This window comes from Pseudomonas sp. LBUM1673 (genome assembly GCF_059695645.1).
The window spans coordinates 158,510-178,669 of record NZ_CP166780.1 but is presented as its reverse complement, the minus strand read 5'-3'; the positions used below and the strand labels follow the sequence as shown (position 1 = coordinate 178,669).

16 protein-coding genes are annotated in these 20,160 nt (G+C 61.5%); 4 read left to right on the top strand and 12 right to left on the bottom strand.

Translation table 11 applies throughout. The features are described from left to right. Nucleotides 1-9: 9 nt before the first annotated feature. The 11 genes from ACA044_RS00800 to ACA044_RS00750 all read right to left on the bottom strand — a co-directional run bounded on the left by ACA044_RS00800 (nucleotide 10) and on the right by ACA044_RS00750 (nucleotide 13,590). Nucleotides 10-2,106, bottom strand: a complete 2,097-nt coding sequence (locus ACA044_RS00800; RefSeq protein WP_497444740.1) for a site-2 protease family protein — start codon at nucleotides 2,104-2,106, stop codon at nucleotides 10-12. Continuing rightward, complete coding sequence (locus tag ACA044_RS00795; RefSeq protein WP_497444739.1) at nucleotides 2,107-3,426, bottom strand: efflux RND transporter periplasmic adaptor subunit; 1,320 nt, start codon at nucleotides 3,424-3,426, stop codon at nucleotides 2,107-2,109. Then, nucleotides 3,423-4,205, bottom strand: a complete 783-nt coding sequence (locus ACA044_RS00790; RefSeq protein ID WP_497444738.1) for an efflux RND transporter periplasmic adaptor subunit — start codon at nucleotides 4,203-4,205, stop codon at nucleotides 3,423-3,425. Before ACA044_RS00790 ends, ACA044_RS00795 begins: the two co-directional genes overlap by 4 nt. Before the next feature lie 126 nt (nucleotides 4,206-4,331). Beyond that, nucleotides 4,332-5,900 carry an efflux transporter outer membrane subunit gene (locus ACA044_RS00785; RefSeq protein WP_497444737.1) on the bottom strand — a complete coding sequence of 523 codons (1,569 nt, stop codon included), beginning with the start codon at nucleotides 5,898-5,900 and terminating at the stop codon, nucleotides 4,332-4,334. Then, entirely contained in the window at nucleotides 5,897-6,961 is a 1,065-nt protein-coding gene (locus tag ACA044_RS00780; protein ID WP_497444736.1) for an HlyD family secretion protein, read from the bottom strand. Before ACA044_RS00780 ends, ACA044_RS00785 begins: the two co-directional genes overlap by 4 nt. A gap of 26 nt (nucleotides 6,962-6,987) precedes the next feature. Continuing rightward, nucleotides 6,988-8,526: an MFS transporter gene (locus tag ACA044_RS00775; RefSeq protein ID WP_497444735.1), complete on the bottom strand. Its 1,539-nt coding sequence runs from the start codon at nucleotides 8,524-8,526 to the stop codon at nucleotides 6,988-6,990. A gap of 236 nt (nucleotides 8,527-8,762) precedes the next feature. Further along, nucleotides 8,763-9,683 (bottom strand): LysR family transcriptional regulator, encoded by a 921-nt coding sequence (locus tag ACA044_RS00770; RefSeq protein WP_497444734.1) that lies wholly within the window; start codon nucleotides 9,681-9,683, stop codon nucleotides 8,763-8,765. A gap of 202 nt (nucleotides 9,684-9,885) precedes the next feature. Next, on the bottom strand, nucleotides 9,886-10,752 hold the full coding sequence (locus ACA044_RS00765) for an ABC transporter permease (protein ID WP_497444733.1): 867 nt from the start codon (nucleotides 10,750-10,752) through the stop codon (nucleotides 9,886-9,888). A gap of 19 nt (nucleotides 10,753-10,771) precedes the next feature. After that, nucleotides 10,772-11,632 (bottom strand): ABC transporter ATP-binding protein, encoded by an 861-nt coding sequence (locus tag ACA044_RS00760; protein WP_497444732.1) that lies wholly within the window; start codon nucleotides 11,630-11,632, stop codon nucleotides 10,772-10,774. A gap of 5 nt (nucleotides 11,633-11,637) precedes the next feature. Then, nucleotides 11,638-12,663 (bottom strand): ABC transporter substrate-binding protein, encoded by a 1,026-nt coding sequence (locus ACA044_RS00755; RefSeq protein ID WP_497444731.1) that lies wholly within the window; start codon nucleotides 12,661-12,663, stop codon nucleotides 11,638-11,640. A 15-nt stretch (nucleotides 12,664-12,678) separates the two neighbouring features. Beyond that, nucleotides 12,679-13,590, bottom strand: a complete 912-nt coding sequence (locus ACA044_RS00750; protein WP_497444730.1) for a TauD/TfdA dioxygenase family protein — start codon at nucleotides 13,588-13,590, stop codon at nucleotides 12,679-12,681. Nucleotides 13,591-13,987: 397 nt separating this feature from the next. Here ACA044_RS00750 and ACA044_RS00745 point away from each other — a divergent pair, with 397 nt between their 5' ends. The 3 genes from ACA044_RS00745 to ACA044_RS00735 all read left to right on the top strand — a co-directional run bounded on the left by ACA044_RS00745 (nucleotide 13,988) and on the right by ACA044_RS00735 (nucleotide 18,481). Then, nucleotides 13,988-14,917, top strand: a complete 930-nt coding sequence (locus ACA044_RS00745) for a hydrogen peroxide-inducible genes activator (protein ID WP_008007618.1) — start codon at nucleotides 13,988-13,990, stop codon at nucleotides 14,915-14,917. Between the two features lie 9 nt (nucleotides 14,918-14,926). Continuing rightward, a complete protein-coding gene (gene recG / locus ACA044_RS00740) occupies nucleotides 14,927-17,002 on the top strand; it encodes an ATP-dependent DNA helicase RecG (RefSeq protein WP_497444729.1) in 2,076 nt (691 codons plus the stop codon). A gap of 78 nt (nucleotides 17,003-17,080) precedes the next feature. Next, nucleotides 17,081-18,481 (top strand): aminoacyl-tRNA deacylase and HDOD domain-containing protein, encoded by a 1,401-nt coding sequence (locus ACA044_RS00735; RefSeq protein WP_497444728.1) that lies wholly within the window; start codon nucleotides 17,081-17,083, stop codon nucleotides 18,479-18,481. Between the two features lie 228 nt (nucleotides 18,482-18,709). Here the strand turns inward: ACA044_RS00735 and ACA044_RS00730 are convergent, their stop codons facing one another. Continuing rightward, nucleotides 18,710-19,087, bottom strand: coding sequence for a helicase (locus ACA044_RS00730; protein WP_497444727.1), 378 nt, complete (start codon nucleotides 19,085-19,087; stop codon nucleotides 18,710-18,712). A gap of 528 nt (nucleotides 19,088-19,615) precedes the next feature. Here ACA044_RS00730 and ACA044_RS00725 point away from each other — a divergent pair. Then, the gene (locus ACA044_RS00725; protein WP_497444726.1) at nucleotides 19,616-19,993 is read left to right on the top strand and encodes a DUF6124 family protein; all 378 of its coding nucleotides are present in this window, start codon (nucleotides 19,616-19,618) and stop codon (nucleotides 19,991-19,993) included. Nucleotides 19,994-20,160 lie beyond the last annotated feature (167 nt).

The following is a 20,160-nucleotide window of genomic DNA, read 5'->3' as shown; positions in this document are numbered from 1 at the left end:
TGCTCTCCCTTAAAAACCGCTTTCCCTGACACCCAAGGCCGCCATGCGCCACCAGGCAACGCCCAGCAACGACTCGCCGCTGCCCTGCAACACCACAATGCCGCGCAAGGGTTGCACCGGTGTCGGCGTATTTTCGAGGATGCTCAACCGCGCGCCGTACTGCGCTTGTACCGGCTCGGCACGCTGATGCTGATCCCGGCGCACGGCAATCGGCCCGTGATGATCGGAAGTCAACGCTTCCTGATCGACATAAGCCACGCCGTTGGTGTCGATTTCGCTCAATTGCACGGCGATTGCCGGGTGCATCGGGTCATCGGCGATGAACCGTCCGCGGGCTCCCGGGGCAACACGCCAGAGTTCGGCTTCGGCCAGATAACCGCGCAACCGGGCGCCGTCTTCGACCACCCGTGCCAAAGGATCCTTGGTCGAAAGCCAGCGACCGACCACTAACTGCGGCAGCAAATCACGCACCTTGCCGGCGTGAGGTGCGCGCAGCAGCAGACGTTCGCGTTGAGCGGCCAGGCCTCGATATTCGGCCACGGCTTCGGCCAGGCGCTGTTCGACGATTCCGGCGTCAGCGGCGGTTTCGCTGCGGCCGGCCTGACGACGCATCTGCAACTGCTGGATCTGGATTTCGCGACGGACGATGGCCTGGCGTGAGTCCAGATCCGGTGATTCCAGCTCAATCAGTACCTCACCTGGAGCGACGACCTGGCCATCGTGCACATTCACCGTTTTGACCCGCGCCGCCACCGGCGCGTGCAGGGCGCTGGCGCGTCCTGCCTCAAGCATCGTCGGCAACTCCACCGCGCTGCGCCAAGGCAACGCCAGCAGCAACAACAACCCGAGCAACGTCAGGCCGCTGAGCAGTACCCGAGGCGCATGCGCCTGTTCGCGACGGCTCCACCATTGCCGCCACTCGCTCAGGATCGGCAGGAAGATGAACCACACCAGTTCCACCAGCATCAGGAAGATCCCCAATACCTTGAAGAACAGGTGATAAACCACCAGCGCAATCCCGAAAAACAGCGCCGCGCGCCACAACCACGCGCCATATCCCCAGATCAGCAAACGCCGCTGCATCTTCGGCGACCACGGCTCCGGCGCCGGGGCCGCGTAGCCAAACAAAAACTCGCGCAGCCGCCAGCGGCACAAGGCAAAGGCCCGCCCCTGAAGGTTGTCCACTTCCCAGAAATCGCTGAGCAAGAAGTAGCCATCGAAACGCATGAACGGGTTGAGGTTGATCACCAGCGTGGTGATCCAAGTCGCGCTGGCCAGCATGAACGCCGCCGTGCGCCCGGGGCCGTCAGGCAGCAGTGACCAGGCAAGCAGCGCGATACACGCCAACACCAGTTCCGCCAGCACCCCGCCGGCACCGATCAGCAACCGCGCACGTCTATCGTTGACCCGCCAGGCGTCGCTGACGTCCGTGTAAAACATCGGCAGCAGCACCATGAACGCCACACCCATGCTCTGCACCCGACAACCGGCGCGTTTGGCCATGAAAGCATGGCCGAACTCGTGGCACAGCTTGGCAAAAAACAGCGCCACAGCGAACGCCAGTGCCCCGCCGATGCTGAACAGGTGCGGAAACGTGGCGATGAATCGCTGCCAGTCCCGTGACACCAGAAACACCCCGAGCCCCAGCGTCGCGGGCAATCCGTAGCGCAATGCGCGCGGGCCAAAACGCTCCAGCCACGGCCAGACGCGATTGAGAAAGGCGTCCGGGCGCCACAGCGGAATCCGGAAAAACAGGTATTGATGCAGCAGGATTTGCCACAGGCTCTGGCGCTGAGCCGCGGCCTTCAGGCTGTAACTGGCGCGCTGCGACGGGTCGAGGGCGCTGATCAGGTCGTGGCCCCGCAGAAACTCCAGCAATTGCTCAAGCGCCGCGCCATCGAGCGGCAACCCCGGCTCGCGGTTGGCGGCACGCAGCACTTGCTCGGGATCGCCCAAGGACCAATGGCGCAGCAAGCGCATCGCCGCCGCACCCAGTTTGAAATAACGCCCGCGCACCGGGTCGGCCAAGGTCCAGCGCGGCGATCCGTCCAGGGCGGGGGCCGCCGCCGACAATTGCAGGTCTGCCCGCAGGCTCGGCAGGCTCATCTAAAGGCCCACGCTCTGACGCAACCCGGCCAGCGGTCGACGCAACAGATACAACGCCAGCGGCGCACGGTCGCCGAAGACTTTCGCGGTGCCGCGCAAGCCAATGCGTGGCGGTGCGGCATCGAACGTCGCATCCAGTCGATAAGCCAGTTGCCCGGCAGCGGTAGGCTGCGCTTCGTAGGCCGAACGTTCGAGTCTGGCCAGGTGCCGCTGCAGCGGATCACTGTCGAGAAACAGCGCGACCTGCGCCCCCGGTTCCAGGGCAATCGCATCGCCCACGGCCAATTCGATGCGCAATTCGGCCTGGTTCGGGTCGGCGATTTCCATCAGCCGCTCGCCGGTCTGCACCGGTTTGCCGGTCCAGCGCTCGGCGTCGGCGAACACCGCGATGCCGTCCCGCTCGGCGCGTACTTCGCTGCGTTTGAGCAGTTCACGGGCGTAATCCCGTTCGGCGCGTTTCTGCTCGACGCGGGCCGCCAGCAGATCGATTTTCGAACTGGATTCGGCATCGGCAAAGGAGCGTTGAGAGTTGGCCTTGAGTTCCGCTTCGGCAACGCCCAGGGCGCGCCCGGCCACATCGGCCTGAGCCTTGAGCGTGGTGCTTTCGAAGCGCAGCAGCAGGTCGCCGGTTTTCACCGTCTGGTTGGGTTTGATCAGGAACTCGGCGATCACCCCGTCCAACGGCGCCGCAACCACCCGGCCACCCAATGGGACGACTTCAGCCGGTGCCAGCACCGACTGGCGAACCGGAATCAGTAACCCGAGCAACAACACGGCGACCAGCGTCACCTGTCGCTTGCGCGTCCAGCGCAGTCGCCAGGGTTTGCGCGGCTGCTGCGCCAGCCAGGCGTGGCTGTAGGTGTCGCCCAGTTGCGATAGCAGCACTTGCTCGGAAGGGTTCCACGGCACATCCCGCGCCAGCCACAAACCACCGAACACCTCGCCTTGGTGATCGATCAGCGGCAACCAGAACACCTGAGCGGCTGACAGACTTTGCCAGTCGGCCTGAATGGATTCGCTGAGCAGATCGGGCGTGATCACCCGCGCCTGCTTCAGCACTCCAAGCTTGAACAGCTGCGCGACCGCTTGCTCGACAAACGCCACGAACGGCGCATTCGGGTCCACGGCACTGACGCCGGTCACCGCCTGTACCTTGCCGGCGATCAGCAGCGCGGCATGGCGGAAACCGAACAGCGCCTGGCCGTCATTGACCAGGCTGTAAGCCAGTTGCGAAGGATTGCGAGCGGCGCGGGTCTGGCGTTCGAGGTCAAGAAACCTTGCAAACACCTGTTCGGCGCCACCCGTCACCGGGGCGTTCATTTGAGCTCCGCGAAATGCGCCGTTCCGCTCATGCCGGCCAACAGACCGTTGGCGTTGGGCAGCGCCGCCACCAGCAGCAAGGTCTGGCTGCCTTCATCGATTCGCGCACCGAGGCGTTTGACCGTGGCATCCAGCGGCTGACCGGTTTCATCAGGAACAAAGCTGAACGTCTGGCCGGGCTTGAGTTTGCCCATCCAGCGCGACGGCACCAACAGATGAATTTCCAGGGTGCGGTTATCGACCACGTCCAGCAACGGTGTACCGGCGGCAACGCTTTCGTAGCGTTTGACCTTGCGTTCGACGACCTGACCATCGAACGGCGCGACCACGCTGCAACGCTTGACCTGAACCTGATAAACCTGAGATTGCGCCTGGGTTTCGCTGACCTTGGCCTCGGCCCGCGCCACTTCAAAGCGCCCGACCGAATTCAACGCCGCCAGTTGCCTGTTATGGGCCAGCTCCTCACCGGCGCCCCGGTTGGCGGCCTGAGCCGCGTTGAGCTGCGCTTGATAAGCCGAACAGTCAAACCGTGCCAGGGTATCGCCCTTTTTGAACGACTCGCCCTCACTGAACGGCAACTCGACAATCCGCCCCGACAACTCGCTGGCGAGCACCGCCTGATCCCGGGCTCGCAGCACACCACGGGCTTCACTGCTGGCTGACGTATTCCCACCGACCGCGCTGCTTTCCAGCAAGGGATCGTCTGGCGTAGGCGTTTGCGCCTGTACTACGCACGTTACAAAGGTCAATCCAATAACCCAAATACGAAAACGCCGCATAACCGTAACTCCCTGACGGATGAGCGGAGTCTATGACAGCGGGGATGAGCGTCAAGCTGGATGGCCATCATTGGTTGAAAGAGCGTGCTCGCTGATCAGTATTAATTGCCTTACAAATCCCCCAGATTAGCGCTGTGCCATCTCTGCCACCGGATACACCGACTCCCATCCCCCACCCAACGCCTTGTACAAACCCACCATCGCCAACGACACCCCGGTCGAGCTTTCGACCCACTGCTGCTGGGTCGCCAGCAATTCACCTTGCACAGTGAGGACGTTGACGAAATCCACCACGCCTTCGACGTACTGCTGTTGCGCGGTGCGCAGGGCGATCTGGTTTTGGCGCACGGCTTCGGCGAGGCTGTCGCGGCGCAACTGGCTGGCGTTGTAGGCGGTGAGTTGATCGTCGATTTCATGCCAGGCCCGCAGCACGGTTTGCTGATAGGCCAGCGCAGCTTCCTGTTGTTGGGCTTCGCGCAGGTGCAACATGCCGCGCAGGCGACCGCCGTCGAACAACGGCAGGCTCAATTGCGGGCCGATGCCGAACGAGCGCGAGCCCCACGAGCCGAAATCGCTCAGTTGCAGGGCTTGCGAACCGATGTTGCCCGACAGGGTGATTCGCGGATAGAAGTCACCCTTGGCCACGCCGATGCTGGCGGTAGCGGCATGCAGACGGGCTTCTGCCTGACGGATGTCCGGGCGGCGCTCGGCCAATTGCGACGGCAAGCCGATGGCGACCTGACGCGGGGTTTGCGGCACGGGAGTGTCTGTGGATAACTCGGCGGACAGCGCTTGCGGCGGTTCGCCCATCAACAGGCTCAGTGCGTTGATCAGTTGCGACTGACGCTGCTCCAGTGCCGGCAAACGTGATTCGATAGCCGCCACTTGCGCAGCGGCTTCGGCGACGTCCAGATCCGTCGCCACACCATCGGCCAGGCGCAATTGCGAGAGTTTCAGGCTGTGCCGGGCGACGTCGAGGTTCTGCTCGGTGACGGCCCGGGTACTTTGCACACCGCGCAATTGAATGTAGTCCTGAGCGGTTTCGGCGAGCACCGACAGCAGCACACCGCGACGATCGTTTTCCGCCACTTCCAGAGTGGCGTCGGCGGCTTCGGTTTCGCGGCGCACACGGCCCCAGAAATCCAGTTCCCAGGAGGCGGAAAAACCGGCGTCCCACAGGTTGAACGCCGAGTCGCCATTATTGCCCGACGGATCGTTCAGGCCTTCACCACTGCTGCGTTTACGCCCGTAGCTGCCGGTGGCGGCGGTATTGGGATAGCGGTTGGCGGTGCTCACCTGGCGCGCGGCGCGGCTTTGCTGCAAGCGGCTGCTGGCGAGTTTCAGGTCGAGGTTGTCGGTCAAGGCGCGTTGAGTCAGGGCCGAGAGTTTCGAGTCGTGGAAAACCTCCCACCAGCGTTCGTCCATTTTGTTGGGAGCGACCTGACTGGCGGCGGCTTTGGTTGGTTTGGACCATTCGGCCACTTGTTGCGGCTGAGGTTTCTGGAAGTCAGGGCCGACGGTGCAAGCACTCAATGAAAACAGGCTCAACACAAAAACCACTGAATGAATACTGACCCTGTGGCGAGGGGGCTTGCCCCCGTTGGGCCGCGCAGCGGACCCAAAATTTGCGAGCGCTGCGCACTCGAACGGGGGCAAGCTCCCTCGCCACAAGGATGTGCGACTAACAAAGTTCATCGTTGCGCGACCTCATGCTCGCCGGTGCTGGCAGTATCAATCCTCGCCTCCACCGACATCCCCACCCGCAACCGCTCGGCCAATGGCTGGCCCGGCTCGAGGATGATTTTCACCGGGATCCGTTGCACAACCTTGGTGAAGTTGCCGGTGGCGTTGTCCGGTTTGACCGAGGCGAAGGTCACGCCAGTGGCCGGTGCGATGCTCTCGACGCGACCGCGCAGGGTTTCGCCGCCGAGGCTGTCGACGTGCACTTGCACGTCCTGCCCGGGTTGCACATCGGTCAGTTGGGTTTCCTGAAAATTGGCGATTACATAGGCCCGTTCCAACGGCACCACGGCCAGAATCTTGCTGCCCGGTGTGACATACACGCCGACCCGCACTGCGCGCTCGCCGACCATGCCGTCCTGGGGTGCAACGATGCGCGTATAGGACAGTTCATAGCTAGCCATTTCCAGCGCCGCTTGCGCTCGTTTCAGTCCACCTTCGGCCGCATCGCACTGTGCGGTCAGGATCTCCACCTGTTTGCGTTCCGCCGCCAGCACCGCCGTGGCATTGGCCAACCGGGCGCCGGCCTGATCGATGTGCGTGCGTGCTTGCTGAGCATTCTGCACCGTGCCAGCACCCACCCCGGCGAGGTGGTTGTAGCGGTTCAGTTCATGCTCAGCGAAGGCCATTTCAGCTTTCGCCGAAATCACCGTAGCCTGGGCCTGAGCGATCACCGATGTCTGACGTTCCAGAGTCGCCCGAGCGTTTTGCAATTGTGCCCTGGCCACCAGGGTTTCAGCGTCGGCGGCCTCAGCGGCAGCGCGCAGATCGCGGTCGTCGATCAATGCCAGTAACTGCCCGGCCTTGACCTGTTGGTTGTCTTCCACCAGCACATCCTTGATGAACCCCGCCACACGCGGCGCCACCAGGGTGAAGTCCGCCGAGATGAAGGCATCGTTGGTGCTCTGCTGTGTACGCTTGCCGAACAAACCCGGCGTCAGCAGGTAAATCAACACGCCGACCACCATCACTGCGGCAACGCCGACAGCAACTTTTTGCTTTGATTGAGTCGTCATAAGAACCTTCTGTTTCAGTGAAGCATTCAAGTCGGCGCGCGCGGTGGATAGATCCGCGTCGGCAGCCAGAAAATCAGCAGGATCAGCGCCAGTGCAACGCCGGCCATGCACAGATAAAGATCGGAGGACGTCAGCACCACGGCTTGTTGATGCAGTCGGTGAGCGAGACCAGCGCTAGTGCCGTCAACCAGCGGCGAGTTACCGAGGTTGTCCACCAGCATGGTCGAATGGAAATGCAGCCTTGCAGTGGTCAACGCCTCGATCACCCCGGTGGCGATCACCGCTGCCAAGCCTTTTACCGTGTTGAACCAGGCCGAGGCGAACGGCCCTTCCATCGGACTGATGCTGCCGGTAGAGAGCATCAACAGCGGCAACACGACCATGGGCTGACCGAAAATCTGCAGCCATTGCAGGACGTAGAAGTCATCGCGAATCCACACCGACGTCAGCTGCGAACCACCGAGGCAAGACAGCGCCAACATGCTCAGGCCGATCCCCAGCACCCAGCGGCAATCGACCCAACGCAGGTTGCACAGCGCCGCCACCAACGGCAGCGCGATCAACTGTGGCAGTGCCGCCAGCAGCATGATCGGCGCGGCCTGCACCGGGCGATAACCCTGGACCTGAGCCAGGTAACTGGAGGGAATGAGGACCACCGCGAGCAACACCACCAGCACGCCGGCCAGCGTCAACAGCGCGAACGACAGGTTGCGGATACCGAGCATCTGCAACTTGAAGAACGGAATCGGTTGCGACCACTCATTGATCAGAAACAGCACCAGCAACAGCAGCCCGCCGCCGAGCAGTCCGCAAATCAGACTCGACTCGAACCAGTCCAGCCGATTGCCTTGCAGAATGCCGATCACCAGCATGCAGATCGCTGGAAACCCCAGCAGCAAACCACGCCAGTTGAATGACTTGAAGCGTTCCAGCCGCAGCGGATCCTGGGGCAAACCGTAAGCCACCGCCGCCATGGCCACCAGGCACGGCGCGATGATTTGCCAGAAGGTCCATTGCCAGCCGACGTACTCGGTCCACAACCCGGCCAGCGGCGTACCAAGACCGGGACCGAAGGTTGCCGTCAAGGCGTAACCGGCCAGGCCGTAGAGCTTTACGTTGGCCGGCAGGAACCGCAAGGCGACGGTCATCAGCATGGGTGGCAGCGCACCGCCGGCCAGACCTTGCAAGGTGCGCATGACCAGCAGGCTTTCGTAATTCGGGGCAAACGGGCTCAGCACGCCCAACAAGGTGAACACACTGATGGCGCACAGGGTGAACCGCCGCAACGAGAACGTCACCGAACACCAAGGGGCAAACGCCATCGCGGCCACCGAGGTCGCGGTGTAGCTGGCGACCAGCCAGGTGCCTTCGTCATAGCCGATGGCCAACGCGCCACGGATATCGGCCAGGGCGACCTTGGTCACCATCTCGTTCAGGCCCGACACCAGCACCGCCAGCAACACACCCACCAGGCCAATGATGATTCGCGGGCCGAAGACCTGTGGCGTGATGGTGGCCGCTGGTTTGGCCGCAGCGAGAGGCGCCGTGACCGTGAGGGAAGTCATGTACTGCACGCTCCGGAAGGGGAATACCGAAGCATTTTAGGGAGCGCGGAAGCTTACGAAAATTGACTTATTGGCAGGTTATAAGTGCGCTTGATGCAGCAATTAGCTCCGGAAAACAACACAGATCCCCTGTGGGAGCGGGCTTGCTCGCGAAAAGGCCATCACCTTCAACATCAACGCTGACTGACACACCGCTTTCGCGAGCAAGCCCGCTCCCACAAGGGGTATGCGTCAACTCAAGTGGGTTGTGCAGCCATCCAGGTCTCGTCGCAACAGGTTTTGAGGGTTTCGCGCATCCAGCGGTGAGCCGGGTCCTTGTCGAAGCGCGGGTGCCAGGCCTGGGTCAGCATGATGGTCGGCAACGGAATCGGCAGGGTGAACGAGCGCAGCTTCAAGCCCAGGCGCCGCACGCTCAGCAATGCCTCTTTGGGCACCGGCAGAATCAGATCGGAATCCGGCAAGGCGAACATCGCCGCATGAAAGCTCGGCGCAATCACCGCCACCCGTCGCTCCAGCCCCAAGGCGTTGAGCGCTGTGTCGATCGGCCCACGGGCGATCCCCCGGCGCGACATGCTGATATGGGAAAAACCGGCGTAACGTTCGGCGGTGATCTCTTCATCGAACAGCGGGTGGTCCTCGCGCACCAGCCCGACAAAGTGGGTGGAAAACAGGTTCTGTACCTTCACTTCCGGCATCAGCGGTCGATTGTTGCTGACGCTTAAATCGATGCGTCCTTCGCGCAAGGCTTCGTCATCCCCATCGCCCTCTGGGACAAAGCGCAATTCGCAATGCGGAGCCTGACGCTCCATTGTGTCGAACAACTTTCCGCCGTAAACACCAACAAAGAAATCATTGGCGCGAATGCTGAACCGCCGGCGCAAACTGCCCAAATCCACGTCATCGGCAGAGCGGAACAGCAACGCGGCCTGTTCCACCAGATCCCTGACCTGCTCGCGCAGCTCCAGCGCCTTGGGTGTCGGTACCAGACCACGACCGGCACGCACCAGAATCGGATCGCCGATGGCCTCGCGGATTCGCGTCAGTGTTCGGCTCATCGCCGCCGGGCTGAGGTTCATCCGCCGCGCAGCGCCCACCACACTGCCTTCGTCGAGCAGGGCGTCGAGGGCGACCAACAGGTTCATGTCCGGGAGTTGCATGCTGAGCACTCGTGCCTGATCTGGATTGATGCAGACGCAATGCTAGCAAATATCCCCAAGTGAGGTGGTGCCTGGTCTGGCCCCATCGCGAGCAGGCTCGCTCCCACATGGGTTCTTTGTCGTACACAAAGTCTGCAGCCACCGAAAATCCCTTGTGGGAGCGAGCCTGCTCGCAATGGCGCCAGACCAGGCACCACAGAACCTAACGCTGCATCCCCCACTGCTTCACCGTCACCCGCTCCAACGTATCAAACACCAGATTCTCCACCAGCAACCCAATCAATATCACCACCGCCAATCCGGCAAACACCTTGTCGGTATACAGCTCATTACGATTCTGGAAGATGTACCAACCCAAACCGCCCTTGCCGCTGGTGGCGCCAAACACCAATTCAGCAGCGATCAGCGTGCGCCAAGCGAAGGCCCAACCGATTTTCAGCCCGGCAAGAATCGACGGCAACGCTGCCGGAATCAGGATGAACAACACGAAACGCATGCCCTTGAGGCCGTAATTGCGCCCGGCCATGCGCAGGGTTTCCGAGACACCAAGAAACCCGGCATAGGTGTTCAAGGCCAACGCCCAGAGCACCGAATGCACCAGTACAAAAATCAGGCTGTTCTGCCCCAGGCCAAACCACAGCAGCGCCAGCGGCAACAGCGCAATGGCCGGCAATGGATTGAACATTGAGGTCAGCGTACTCAGCAGATCACGACCGAACCGCGTCGATACCGCCAGCGTCGTCAGGACAAACGCCAGAACGATGCCAATCAGGTAACCCTTGAGCAAAACAACCAGCGAAATCCACACCTTGCTCAGCAATTCGCCACTGAGCAGGCCCTCCTGCAGCGCACTGGCGGTTTGCAAAAAGCTCGGCAGCAGCAGGTCGTTGTTCTGATATCGGGCGACGGCTTCCCAAAGCACCGCGAGCAAAATCAGGATCAGGCTTTTGCGCAGCCAGCCCTGCTGCCAGAGGCGCTGGCCGAGCGGTAATTCACGCTCCAGCGGTACGCGGGTCAGCGGCTGCAATACAGTTTCGTACTCGTTCCGCGCAGATGATGAATGGCTCATCGGGCAATCCTCCAATGGCTCAATAAGCGATGCGAATGTCGGCGAAATCCAGCTCACGCTCGGTTTCCGGGGACTGACCTTCATCAAACAGCAGCCGATGAATCCGCCGCGCCGATTCCTGGAACGCCACGCCACCCAAACTGTGCAAGTCGTATTGATGGCTGTGAACTTCCGCCCGCACCCGACCCGGATGGGGCGACAGCAGCAGGATCCGGTTGCCCACCACCAACGCTTCTTCGATGGAGTGAGTAACAAACAGCAGCGTGAAGCGCACCTCTTCCCAAAGCCGCAGCAACTCTTCCTGCATTTTGCGTCGAGTCAGCGCGTCGAGGGCGGCGAAGGGCTCGTCCATCAACAGGATCTTCGGCTGCATCGCCAAGGCGCGAGCAATGGCCACCCGAGCTTTCATGCCGCCAGACAAGGTATGCGGATAGGCATCGGCAAACGCCGCCAGACCGACCTTGTCCAGATAATGCAGTGCCCGCTCTTCAGCCTCTTTGCGTTTGAGGGTTCTGGAAGCGAGCAGCGGAAACATCACGTTCTGTTTGACGGTTTTCCACGGCGGCAGTTGATCGAACTCCTGGAACACCACGATCCGGTCCGGTCCTGGCGCATCGACCCGCTGGCCTTGCAGGCGAATCTCGCCCTCACAGGGCTGGATGAACCCGGCAACGGCTTTGAGCAATGTCGATTTGCCGCAGCCGGAAGGACCGAGCAGCACAAAGCGGTCCGCCGGATCAATCTCGAAACTGACCTGATGGGTCGCTCGAACCACACGCGCAGGCGTGCGGTATTCCAGGCTGACCTGGTCGACCGCCAGCAGCGCTTGGGCTGCAGCGATCGGCTTGCTGGCCGTGTGGCCTTGCAAAGGGGCGTTCATGTCGGTCAGCTCCCTTGCAGCGGTGTGGTGTCCTGGAAGAAGTAATCCTTCCACGACTCCGGCTTGTTTTTGATCGCGCCGACGCGGTAAAGGAACTCGGCCAGCGGGTAAGTGTTTTTCGGCGTGATGCTGAATTCGAACTGCGGGTTGTCGATGATTTTCAGCAGCGCCGCGCGGTCGATTTTGGCCTTGGTGACACGGATATAAGTGTCGGCCGCCGCGCCTTTGTCGTTCTGCGCAAACTCGGCGGCTTCGGTCAGCGCGGCGATGAAGGCTTTATAGGTTTTCGGGTTCTCGTTGCGGAATTTCTCGGTGGCGAACAGCACGGTCGGCGAGTTCGGGCCAAGTAAGTCATAGGTGTTCAGCACCACATGCACGTTGGGGTTTTCCAGCGCCTGATCCTGGAACGGCGGGTTGGAGAAATGCCCGCTCAATTCAGTACCGCCGGCGATCAGTGCCGCGGTGGCATCCGGGTGCGGAACGGCGATGGTGTACTTGTCGAGGCGATTGAACTCCTTGTCGCCCCATTGCTTGGCCGCCGCGTATTGCAGGAAGCGCGACTGCACCGAGACCCCGACCGCCGGCACCGCAATGCGGTCCTTTTCGGTGAAGTCGGTGATGGTTTTGACCTTCGGATTATTGCTCACCAGGTAGTAAGGGAAATTGCCCAGGGAAGCCACGGCTTTGACGTTCTGCTTGCCGTGAGTGCGGTCCCAAATGGTCAGCAGCGGGCCGACGCCAGCACCGGCAATGTCGATGGAACCGGAGAGCAACGCATCGTTGACTGCCGAGCCACCGGATAGCTGGGTCCAGTCGACCTTGATGTCGATGCCTTCCTGCTTGCCATACTTCTCGATCAGGTTCTGATCGCGCACCACGTTGAGCAGCAGATAAACGATGCCGAACTGTTCGGCGATACGGATTTCACCTTCGGCGTGAGCCACGGTCGGCGCCACCAGGCTGCCAGCGAGCAGGCTGAAACCCAGGCCGATGGCAGCAGCCAATGGGGCGAATGGAAGACGTTTGGACATGAGGATTCTCCGGAATCAGAAAGGCGCGTCGCCCTGGATGGTGGTGCGATACAGCTTGCGGCGCAGATGGCTGGGGCATCCGGCGGCGAGGTGGATCAGCGAGCGGTTGTCCCAGAACACCAGGTCGTGGGCCTGCCATTGATGGCGATAAATGTTTTGCGCCAACACGCTGTGGGCGTAGAGCTCATCGAGCAATTGTTTGCTCTCGTCTTCCGGCAAACCGACGATGCGGGTGGTGAAGCCCTCGCTGACGAACAACGCCTTGCGACCGTTTTCCGGGTGGGTGCGGATGATCGGGTGAACGACTTCGGCGACCTGAGCGAGTTGCTCAGGCGTCAGTGTCGGGCGCCAGTTGCCCTCGAATTTGCTCTCGCTGTAGCGCGCCGTGTAGGAATGCGCGGCCGAGCGACCTTCGACGGCTCTACGCAGCGCCTCGGGCAGGTTGTCCCAGGCTTTGTGCATGTCGGCGAACAGTGTGTCGCCGCCTTCGGACGGCAGCTCCTGGGCATGCAGCATCGAGCCCAGGCTCGGCAGTTCTTTATAAGAAAGATCGGAGTGCCAGAACTTGCCGGCGTCACCGAGGCCGATGGATTGGCCGTTTTCGATGATGTTGGAAACGATGAGGATTTCCGGATGCCCGGCCAGCAGGAACTGCTTGAGCACGTGGATCTGCAACACACCAAAACGGCGGCTGAAGGCGATCTGCTGTTCGGGGGTAATGCGCTGGTCGCGGAACACCACCACATGATGATCCAGGTGCGTGCGATGGACACGGGCAAAGTCCTGGTCATTGATCGGGCGGGACAGGTCCAGGCCGATGATTTCGGCACCGACGGCGCCGCTGAACGGGCGGACTTCGAAGGCTTGCGACGCGAGGGTGGCGGCGCTTATTGATACAGGCTTTGGAGAAAAAGAGACGGCGGACATAAAAATCACTCCCACGCACAGCACGCTCAAGGGCGCGCTTCGATCAAGAAACTCACGGAGGTCCCGTGTTGGTTCGTGTCGTGCGGCGCGCCGATTGGTCGGCAGGTACGCAGGAGAATGACTTTATAGGCATAAGAATTGAAATTTAAATACCGTTAGAGAATAACGATATGGCTTTTGACGTGCAGCGCCTGTGAGGCCGTCTTCGCGAGTAAACCGCTCCCACAGGATCTTCGGCAGTGACAAAAATCCATGCAAGGCACCCAAAGGTGCCTTTTTGCATATCTGGAAACGGCAAACCTGCATTGCCCTGTGTCACTCAGCACACTCAGTCTGATAACGTGCGCCTATCGATTGCAGCCGGTATGCTTGGCCCGCAACTTCATGGACGCTTGCTATGACTCTGACTGAATTACGCTACATCGTTACCCTCGCCCAAGAGCAGCACTTCGGCCACGCGGCCGAGCGTTGCCACGTCAGCCAGCCGACTCTGTCGGTGGGCGTGAAAAAGCTTGAAGACGAACTCGGTGTGCTGATTTTCGAGCGCAGCAAGAGCGCCGTGCGCCTGACCCCGGTCGGCGAAGGCATTGTCGCCCAGGCGCAGAAAGTCCTGGAGCAGGCCCAAGGCATCCGCGAACTGGCCCAGGCCGGCAAGAACCAGCTGACCGCCCCGCTGAAAGTCGGCGCGATCTACACTGTCGGCCCGTACCTGTTTCCGCATCTGATTCCACAACTGCACCGGGTCGCCCCGCAAATGCCGTTGTACATCGAAGAAAACTTCACCCACGTGCTGCGCGACAAACTGCGCAACGGCGAGCTCGACGCGATCATCATCGCCCTGCCGTTCAACGAAGCCGACGTGCTGACCTTGCAGCTCTACGACGAGCCGTTCTACGTCTTGATGCCGGCCCAGCACCCGTGGACTCAAAAGGAATCCATCGACGCCGCCCTGCTCAACGACAAGAGCCTGCTGCTGCTCGGTGAAGGCCACTGCTTCCGCGATCAGGTGCTGGAAGCCTGCCCGACCCTGGCCAAAGGCAACGATGGCGCCAAACACACCACGGTGGAATCCAGCTCGCTGGAAACCATCCGCCACATGGTCGCGTCCGGCCTCGGCATCTCGATCCTGCCGCTCTCGGCGGTGGACAGCCACCACTACGCCCCTGGCGTGATCGAAGTGCGCCCACTGAGCGCACCAGTACCGTTCCGCACCGTGGCCATCGCCTGGCGCGCGAGCTTCCCGCGGCCGAAGGCGATTGAAATCCTCGCCGACTCCATTCGCCTGTGCTCGGTGGCCAAGCCGCCAGCGCCGGTGGTTGCCGGCTAAGTCGCTGCCATGACCGAGTTGTCGCAAGTGTCGGTGACGGCACTCAAGGGTGTCGGCGAAGCCATGGCCGAGAAACTGGCCAAGGTCGGCCTGGAGAATCTCCAGGACGTGCTGTTCCACCTGCCGTTGCGCTATCAGGATCGCACCCGTGTGGTCCCGATCGGCCATTTGCGACCGGGCCAGGACGCCGTCATCGAAGGCACCGTCAGCGGTGCCGACGTGGTCATGGGCCGGCGCCGCAGCCTCGTTGTACGGCTGCAGGACGGCACCGGCGGGCTCAGCCTGCGCTTCTACCATTTCAGCAACGCCCAGAAAGAAGGCCTCAAACGCGGCACGCGCATTCGCTGCTACGGCGAAGCACGGCCCGGTGCCTCGGGGCTGGAGATCTACCACCCGGAATACCGCGCCATCACTGGCGACGAGCCGCCGCCAGTGGATGAAACCCTGACCCCGGTCTACCCGCTCACCGAAGGCCTGACCCAGCAGCGCTTGCGCCAGTTGTGCATGCAAACCCTGACCCTGCTCGGCCCCAGCAGCCTGCCCGACTGGCTGCCGACCGAACTGGCCCGGGACTATCAACTGGCGCCGCTGGCCGATGCGATCCGCTACCTGCATCACCCGCCCGCCGATGCCGATGTCGACGAACTCGCCCTCGGTCATCACTGGGCCCAGCATCGGCTGGCCTTCGAAGAACTGCTCACCCACCAACTGTCCCAGCAACGCCTGCGCGAAAGCATGCGCGCCCTGCGTGCCCCGGCCATGCCGAAAGCCACGAAGCTGCCAGAACAGTATCTGGCCAACCTCGGCTTCACCCCGACCGGCGCCCAACAACGGGTCGGCAACGAAATCGCTTACGACCTCAGTCAGCACGAGCCGATGTTGCGGCTGATCCAGGGCGACGTTGGCGCAGGCAAAACCGTGGTCGCCGCCCTCGCCGCACTGCAAGCGCTGGAGGCCGGTTATCAGGTCGCACTGATGGCGCCCACAGAGATTCTCGCCGAGCAGCACTTCATCACTTTCAAGCGCTGGCTCGAACCGCTGGGCATTGAAGTGGCGTGGCTGGCTGGCAAGCTCAAGGGCAAAAACCGCGTAGCCGCGCTGGAGCAAATCGCCAACGGTACGCCAATGGTGGTCGGCACCCACGCGCTGTTCCAGGACGAAGTGCAGTTCAAGAACCTGGCGCTGGCGATCATCGACGAACAGCACCGCTTCGGCGTGCAGCAGCGCCTGGCATTGCGGCAGAAAGGCGTCGGCGGGCGGATGTGCCCGCACCAGTTGATCATGACCGCCACGCCAATTCCGCGAACGCTGGCCATGAGCGCCTACGCCGACCTCGACACCTCGATCCTCGACGAACTGCCGCCCGGCCGTACCCCGGTGAACACGGTGCTGGTCACCGACACCCGGCGCGTCGAAGTCATCGAGCGGGTGCGCGGCGCTTGTGCCGAAGGGCGACAGGCCTACTGGGTGTGCACACTGATCGAAGAGTCGGAAGAGCTGACCTGCCAAGCCGCCGAAACCACTTATGAAGACCTCACCGCCGCCCTCGGCGAGTTGAAGGTCGGGCTGATTCATGGCCGCATGAAACCCGCCGAGAAGGCCGCCGTGATGGCCGAGTTCAAGGCCGGTAACCTGCAACTGCTGGTCGCCACCACCGTGATCGAAGTCGGCGTGGATGTGCCCAATGCCAGCCTGATGATCATCGAAAACCCCGAACGCCTCGGGCTCGCGCAGCTGCACCAACTGCGTGGCCGTGTCGGCCGGGGCAGCGCCGTCAGCCATTGCGTACTGCTTTACCATCCGCCGCTGTCGCAGATCGGCCGTCAGCGGCTGGGCATCATGCGCGAAACCAACGACGGTTTTGTCATCGCCGAAAAAGACCTCGAACTGCGCGGCCCCGGCGAAATGCTCGGTACGCGCCAGACCGGCCTGCTGCAATTCAAGGTCGCGGACCTGATGCGTGACGCCGATTTGCTGCCCGCCGTGCGCGACGCCGCTCAGGCCTTGCTCGAACGCTGGCCGGATCACGTCAGCCCACTGCTCGACCGCTGGCTACGCCATGGGCAGCAATACGGCCAAGTGTGAGCACCGTCGCAGTTTCTGGACCATGGTGTTAAACAAGCTGGTTATACTCCTGCAATTGTTTGCAACCGGATACAGACCATGACAGAAGCTGCCCTCGCCCCCGAAACCCCGCACGCTCCGTCTGTTATTCGGCTGCTGCTCGGTAAGCTGGGCATCGCCTACGAAGAAGTCCTCGACCATCACGGCCTGAACGCTGCGCGTAAAGTGCAGGCAGTTTTGCTGGACGATGCCGTCGGCGCACTCATGGTGCTGTTCCCGCAAAGCCAATTGCTGGACCTCAACCGCCTCGCCGAACTCACTGGCCGCCGGTTGACTGCTGTATCTACCGAACGCTTGGTAAAAATGCTCGGCAAACACAGCCTGAGCCTGCTGCCCGGCCTGCCGGCGCTCACCAGCTCGCCGTGCCTGTATGAAGAAAGCCTGCTGCGCGAACCGACGTTGCTGATCAACTCGGGCGAGCCGGGCGTGCTGCTGGAAATCACCAGCGACGCTTTCAAAACCATGCTCACCAAGGCCAGCGCCGCCAACTTCGGCGAAGCCGTGAACAGCATCCGCCCGAACCTCGACCGCCCCGACGATGACCGCGAGGAAATCACCCAGGCCGTGCAAGCGTTCACCGCGCGGCGCATCCAGCAACGCCTGGAAGCGACCATCGAGATCCCGCCGCTGGCCGAAACCGCTCAAAAAATAATCAAACTTCGGGTCGACCCCAACGCCACCATCGACGACATCACCGGCGTCGTCGAAACCGACCCGGCCCTGGCCGCACAAGTCGTGAGCTGGGCAGCGTCGCCGTACTACGCCTCGCCGGGCAAGATTCGTTCAGTGGAAGACGCCATCGTGCGGGTGCTGGGTTTCGACTTGGTGATCAACCTGGCGCTGGGCCTGGCCCTGGGTAAAACCCTGAGCCTGCCCAAAGACCACCCGCAACACACCACACCGTACTGGCAGCAATCGATCTACACCGCCGCCGTCATCGAAGGCCTGACCCGCGCCATGCCGCGCGCCCAGCGCCCGGAAGCCGGCCTGACCTACCTCGCCGGCCTGCTGCACAACTTCGGCTACTTGCTGCTGGCCCACGTGTTTCCGCCGCACTTCTCGCTGATCTGCCGCCACCTGGAGGTCAACCCGCACCTGTGCCACAGCTTTGTGGAGCAACACCTGCTGGGCATCAGCCGCGAACAGATCGGCTCCTGGCTGATGCGCTACTGGGACATGCCCGAAGAACTGGCCACCGCCCTGCGCTTCCAGCACGATCCGAGCTATGACGGCGCGTATGCCGAATATCCGAACCTTGTGTGCCTGGCCGTGCGTTTGCTGCGCAGCCGCGGGATTGGCTCCGGGCCGGATGAAGACATCCCTGATGCACTGCTGGAGCGCGTTGGCCTGACGCGTGACAAGGCCAACGATGTGGTCAGCAAAGTGCTTGAGGCTGAAGTGTTGCTGCGTGAACTGGCTTCGCAATTCAGTCAAGCCTAAAAGCATTCGCGAGCAAGCCCGCGATGAGTCCAACCCGACCTAACTGAATCACCACAACCCACTGTGGCGAGGGAGCTTGCTCCCGCTCGACTGCGCAGCAGCCGCAAACCCAGCCAACACGGTACGCCTGATACAAACCAGTCTCAGGTTTCAGGGCCGCTTCGCAGCCCAACGGGGGCAAGCCCCCTCACCACAAAAGCCCCTTCACCACACACTTGATCGAGAGTCTTAAGCCTTAGCCTTCCTCGGCTTCAAATACTTGGTCAACCCCTGAAACCAGATCACCAGCGCCGGGTTGCCCTTGATCTGAATCGACTTGTCCTGAATCCCCGTCATAAACGCCAGCTGCTTGTTCTTCGCCTGCATCGTGGCAAAGCCATAGGCCGAATCTTTAAAGGCAATCGCAAACGCCGGCTCGGCATACACGCCAGCCTTGCTGGTAATGCGCTGGTCCTTCACAAAGAAATGCCGCGCCACTTTCCCGTCCAGGGTCTGTAGCTGAAACACCAGTTCCTTGTCACCCAACTGCTGCTGAAACGCAGGATTAGTCCGACTGGCCTTACCCATCAACAAACCCAGCATCCACAGAAGAAAACGAAATTTCATGCGCACAGCCTCAAAGAAAAATGAACGGCCGGCGCAGTGTAGCCGCTTCAAGCCAGAACTCCACCATCGGCTTGCGTTAGAAGAAGATGAACCGCTTTTCCCGCATGATGACCGCCAAGTCACGCTTTGCGTTTCACTCTGAAGGACCCGCCCTACACCTGAAGAAACACATTTCTGTAGGAGTTGCCGACGGCTGCGATCTTTTGCTCCTGATCCCCGTAAATGTCTCGGACATTTCCTTCAAAACGCCGGGCTGTTCATGAACTAGGCGCCTTTCGATTGAGCCGTTAACCTCTGTTCGTCACCGCAAAATCGGTGATTCGGACGTGCAAGTCCGACGGGATACACGATGGTTATGGCAATTCATCGAGCATTTTCCTATGCTCGCGAACCGTTATGGCTGCTGTGTATGGGAGACTTTCGGGTCTGCCGGATAATCCCGCCGGTCTTGCACACCTATGCACAGCCGCCACCTCTTTCGAAGTGCACGCGAAACGGTGTCGGCTCCTTCATTACGGGATTACACCTATGTTCAAGCCAACACCAAATCCTCCTGAAAACGAAGCCACATCCCCCTACGAATCCTCCGATTCGAAAAAACTCCATGAAGCCGCCGAACGCGCCCTCGACCACCATTTCCCCCCACCACCCAAAGACAAACCCAAGCGCAAAGGCAGGCTCTTCACCGTCTCCCCCGACATCGACACCGAAGCTCTCCTGGCCAACGCCTCAGAAGACCTGTTGTCCATCAGTGCCATCGCCGCCGACCTGGCTGACGACATCGACGGCACTCGAAGATCAGTAGCCTTGGCGCTCAGCAGAATGGCGGATGGGGTGCAGTTGCTGGTGGAGCGAGCGCTGGATCATATTGATTCGCCGAACCCGGCGGAGTGTCGGGCTCAATAACCCGGCCTCAATAACCAGAGTGGAGAGGTGAATGGCAGCAGGGCCCCCACACGTGCTTTAAGCACTCCGGGCGTTCAGCCGGCCACTCACCGCTCTCATCCTCAGTCTAATTCCTGCGCAAGACACAAACGGGCTTGCCCGCGAAGAGGCCATCAGCCTCACAACCA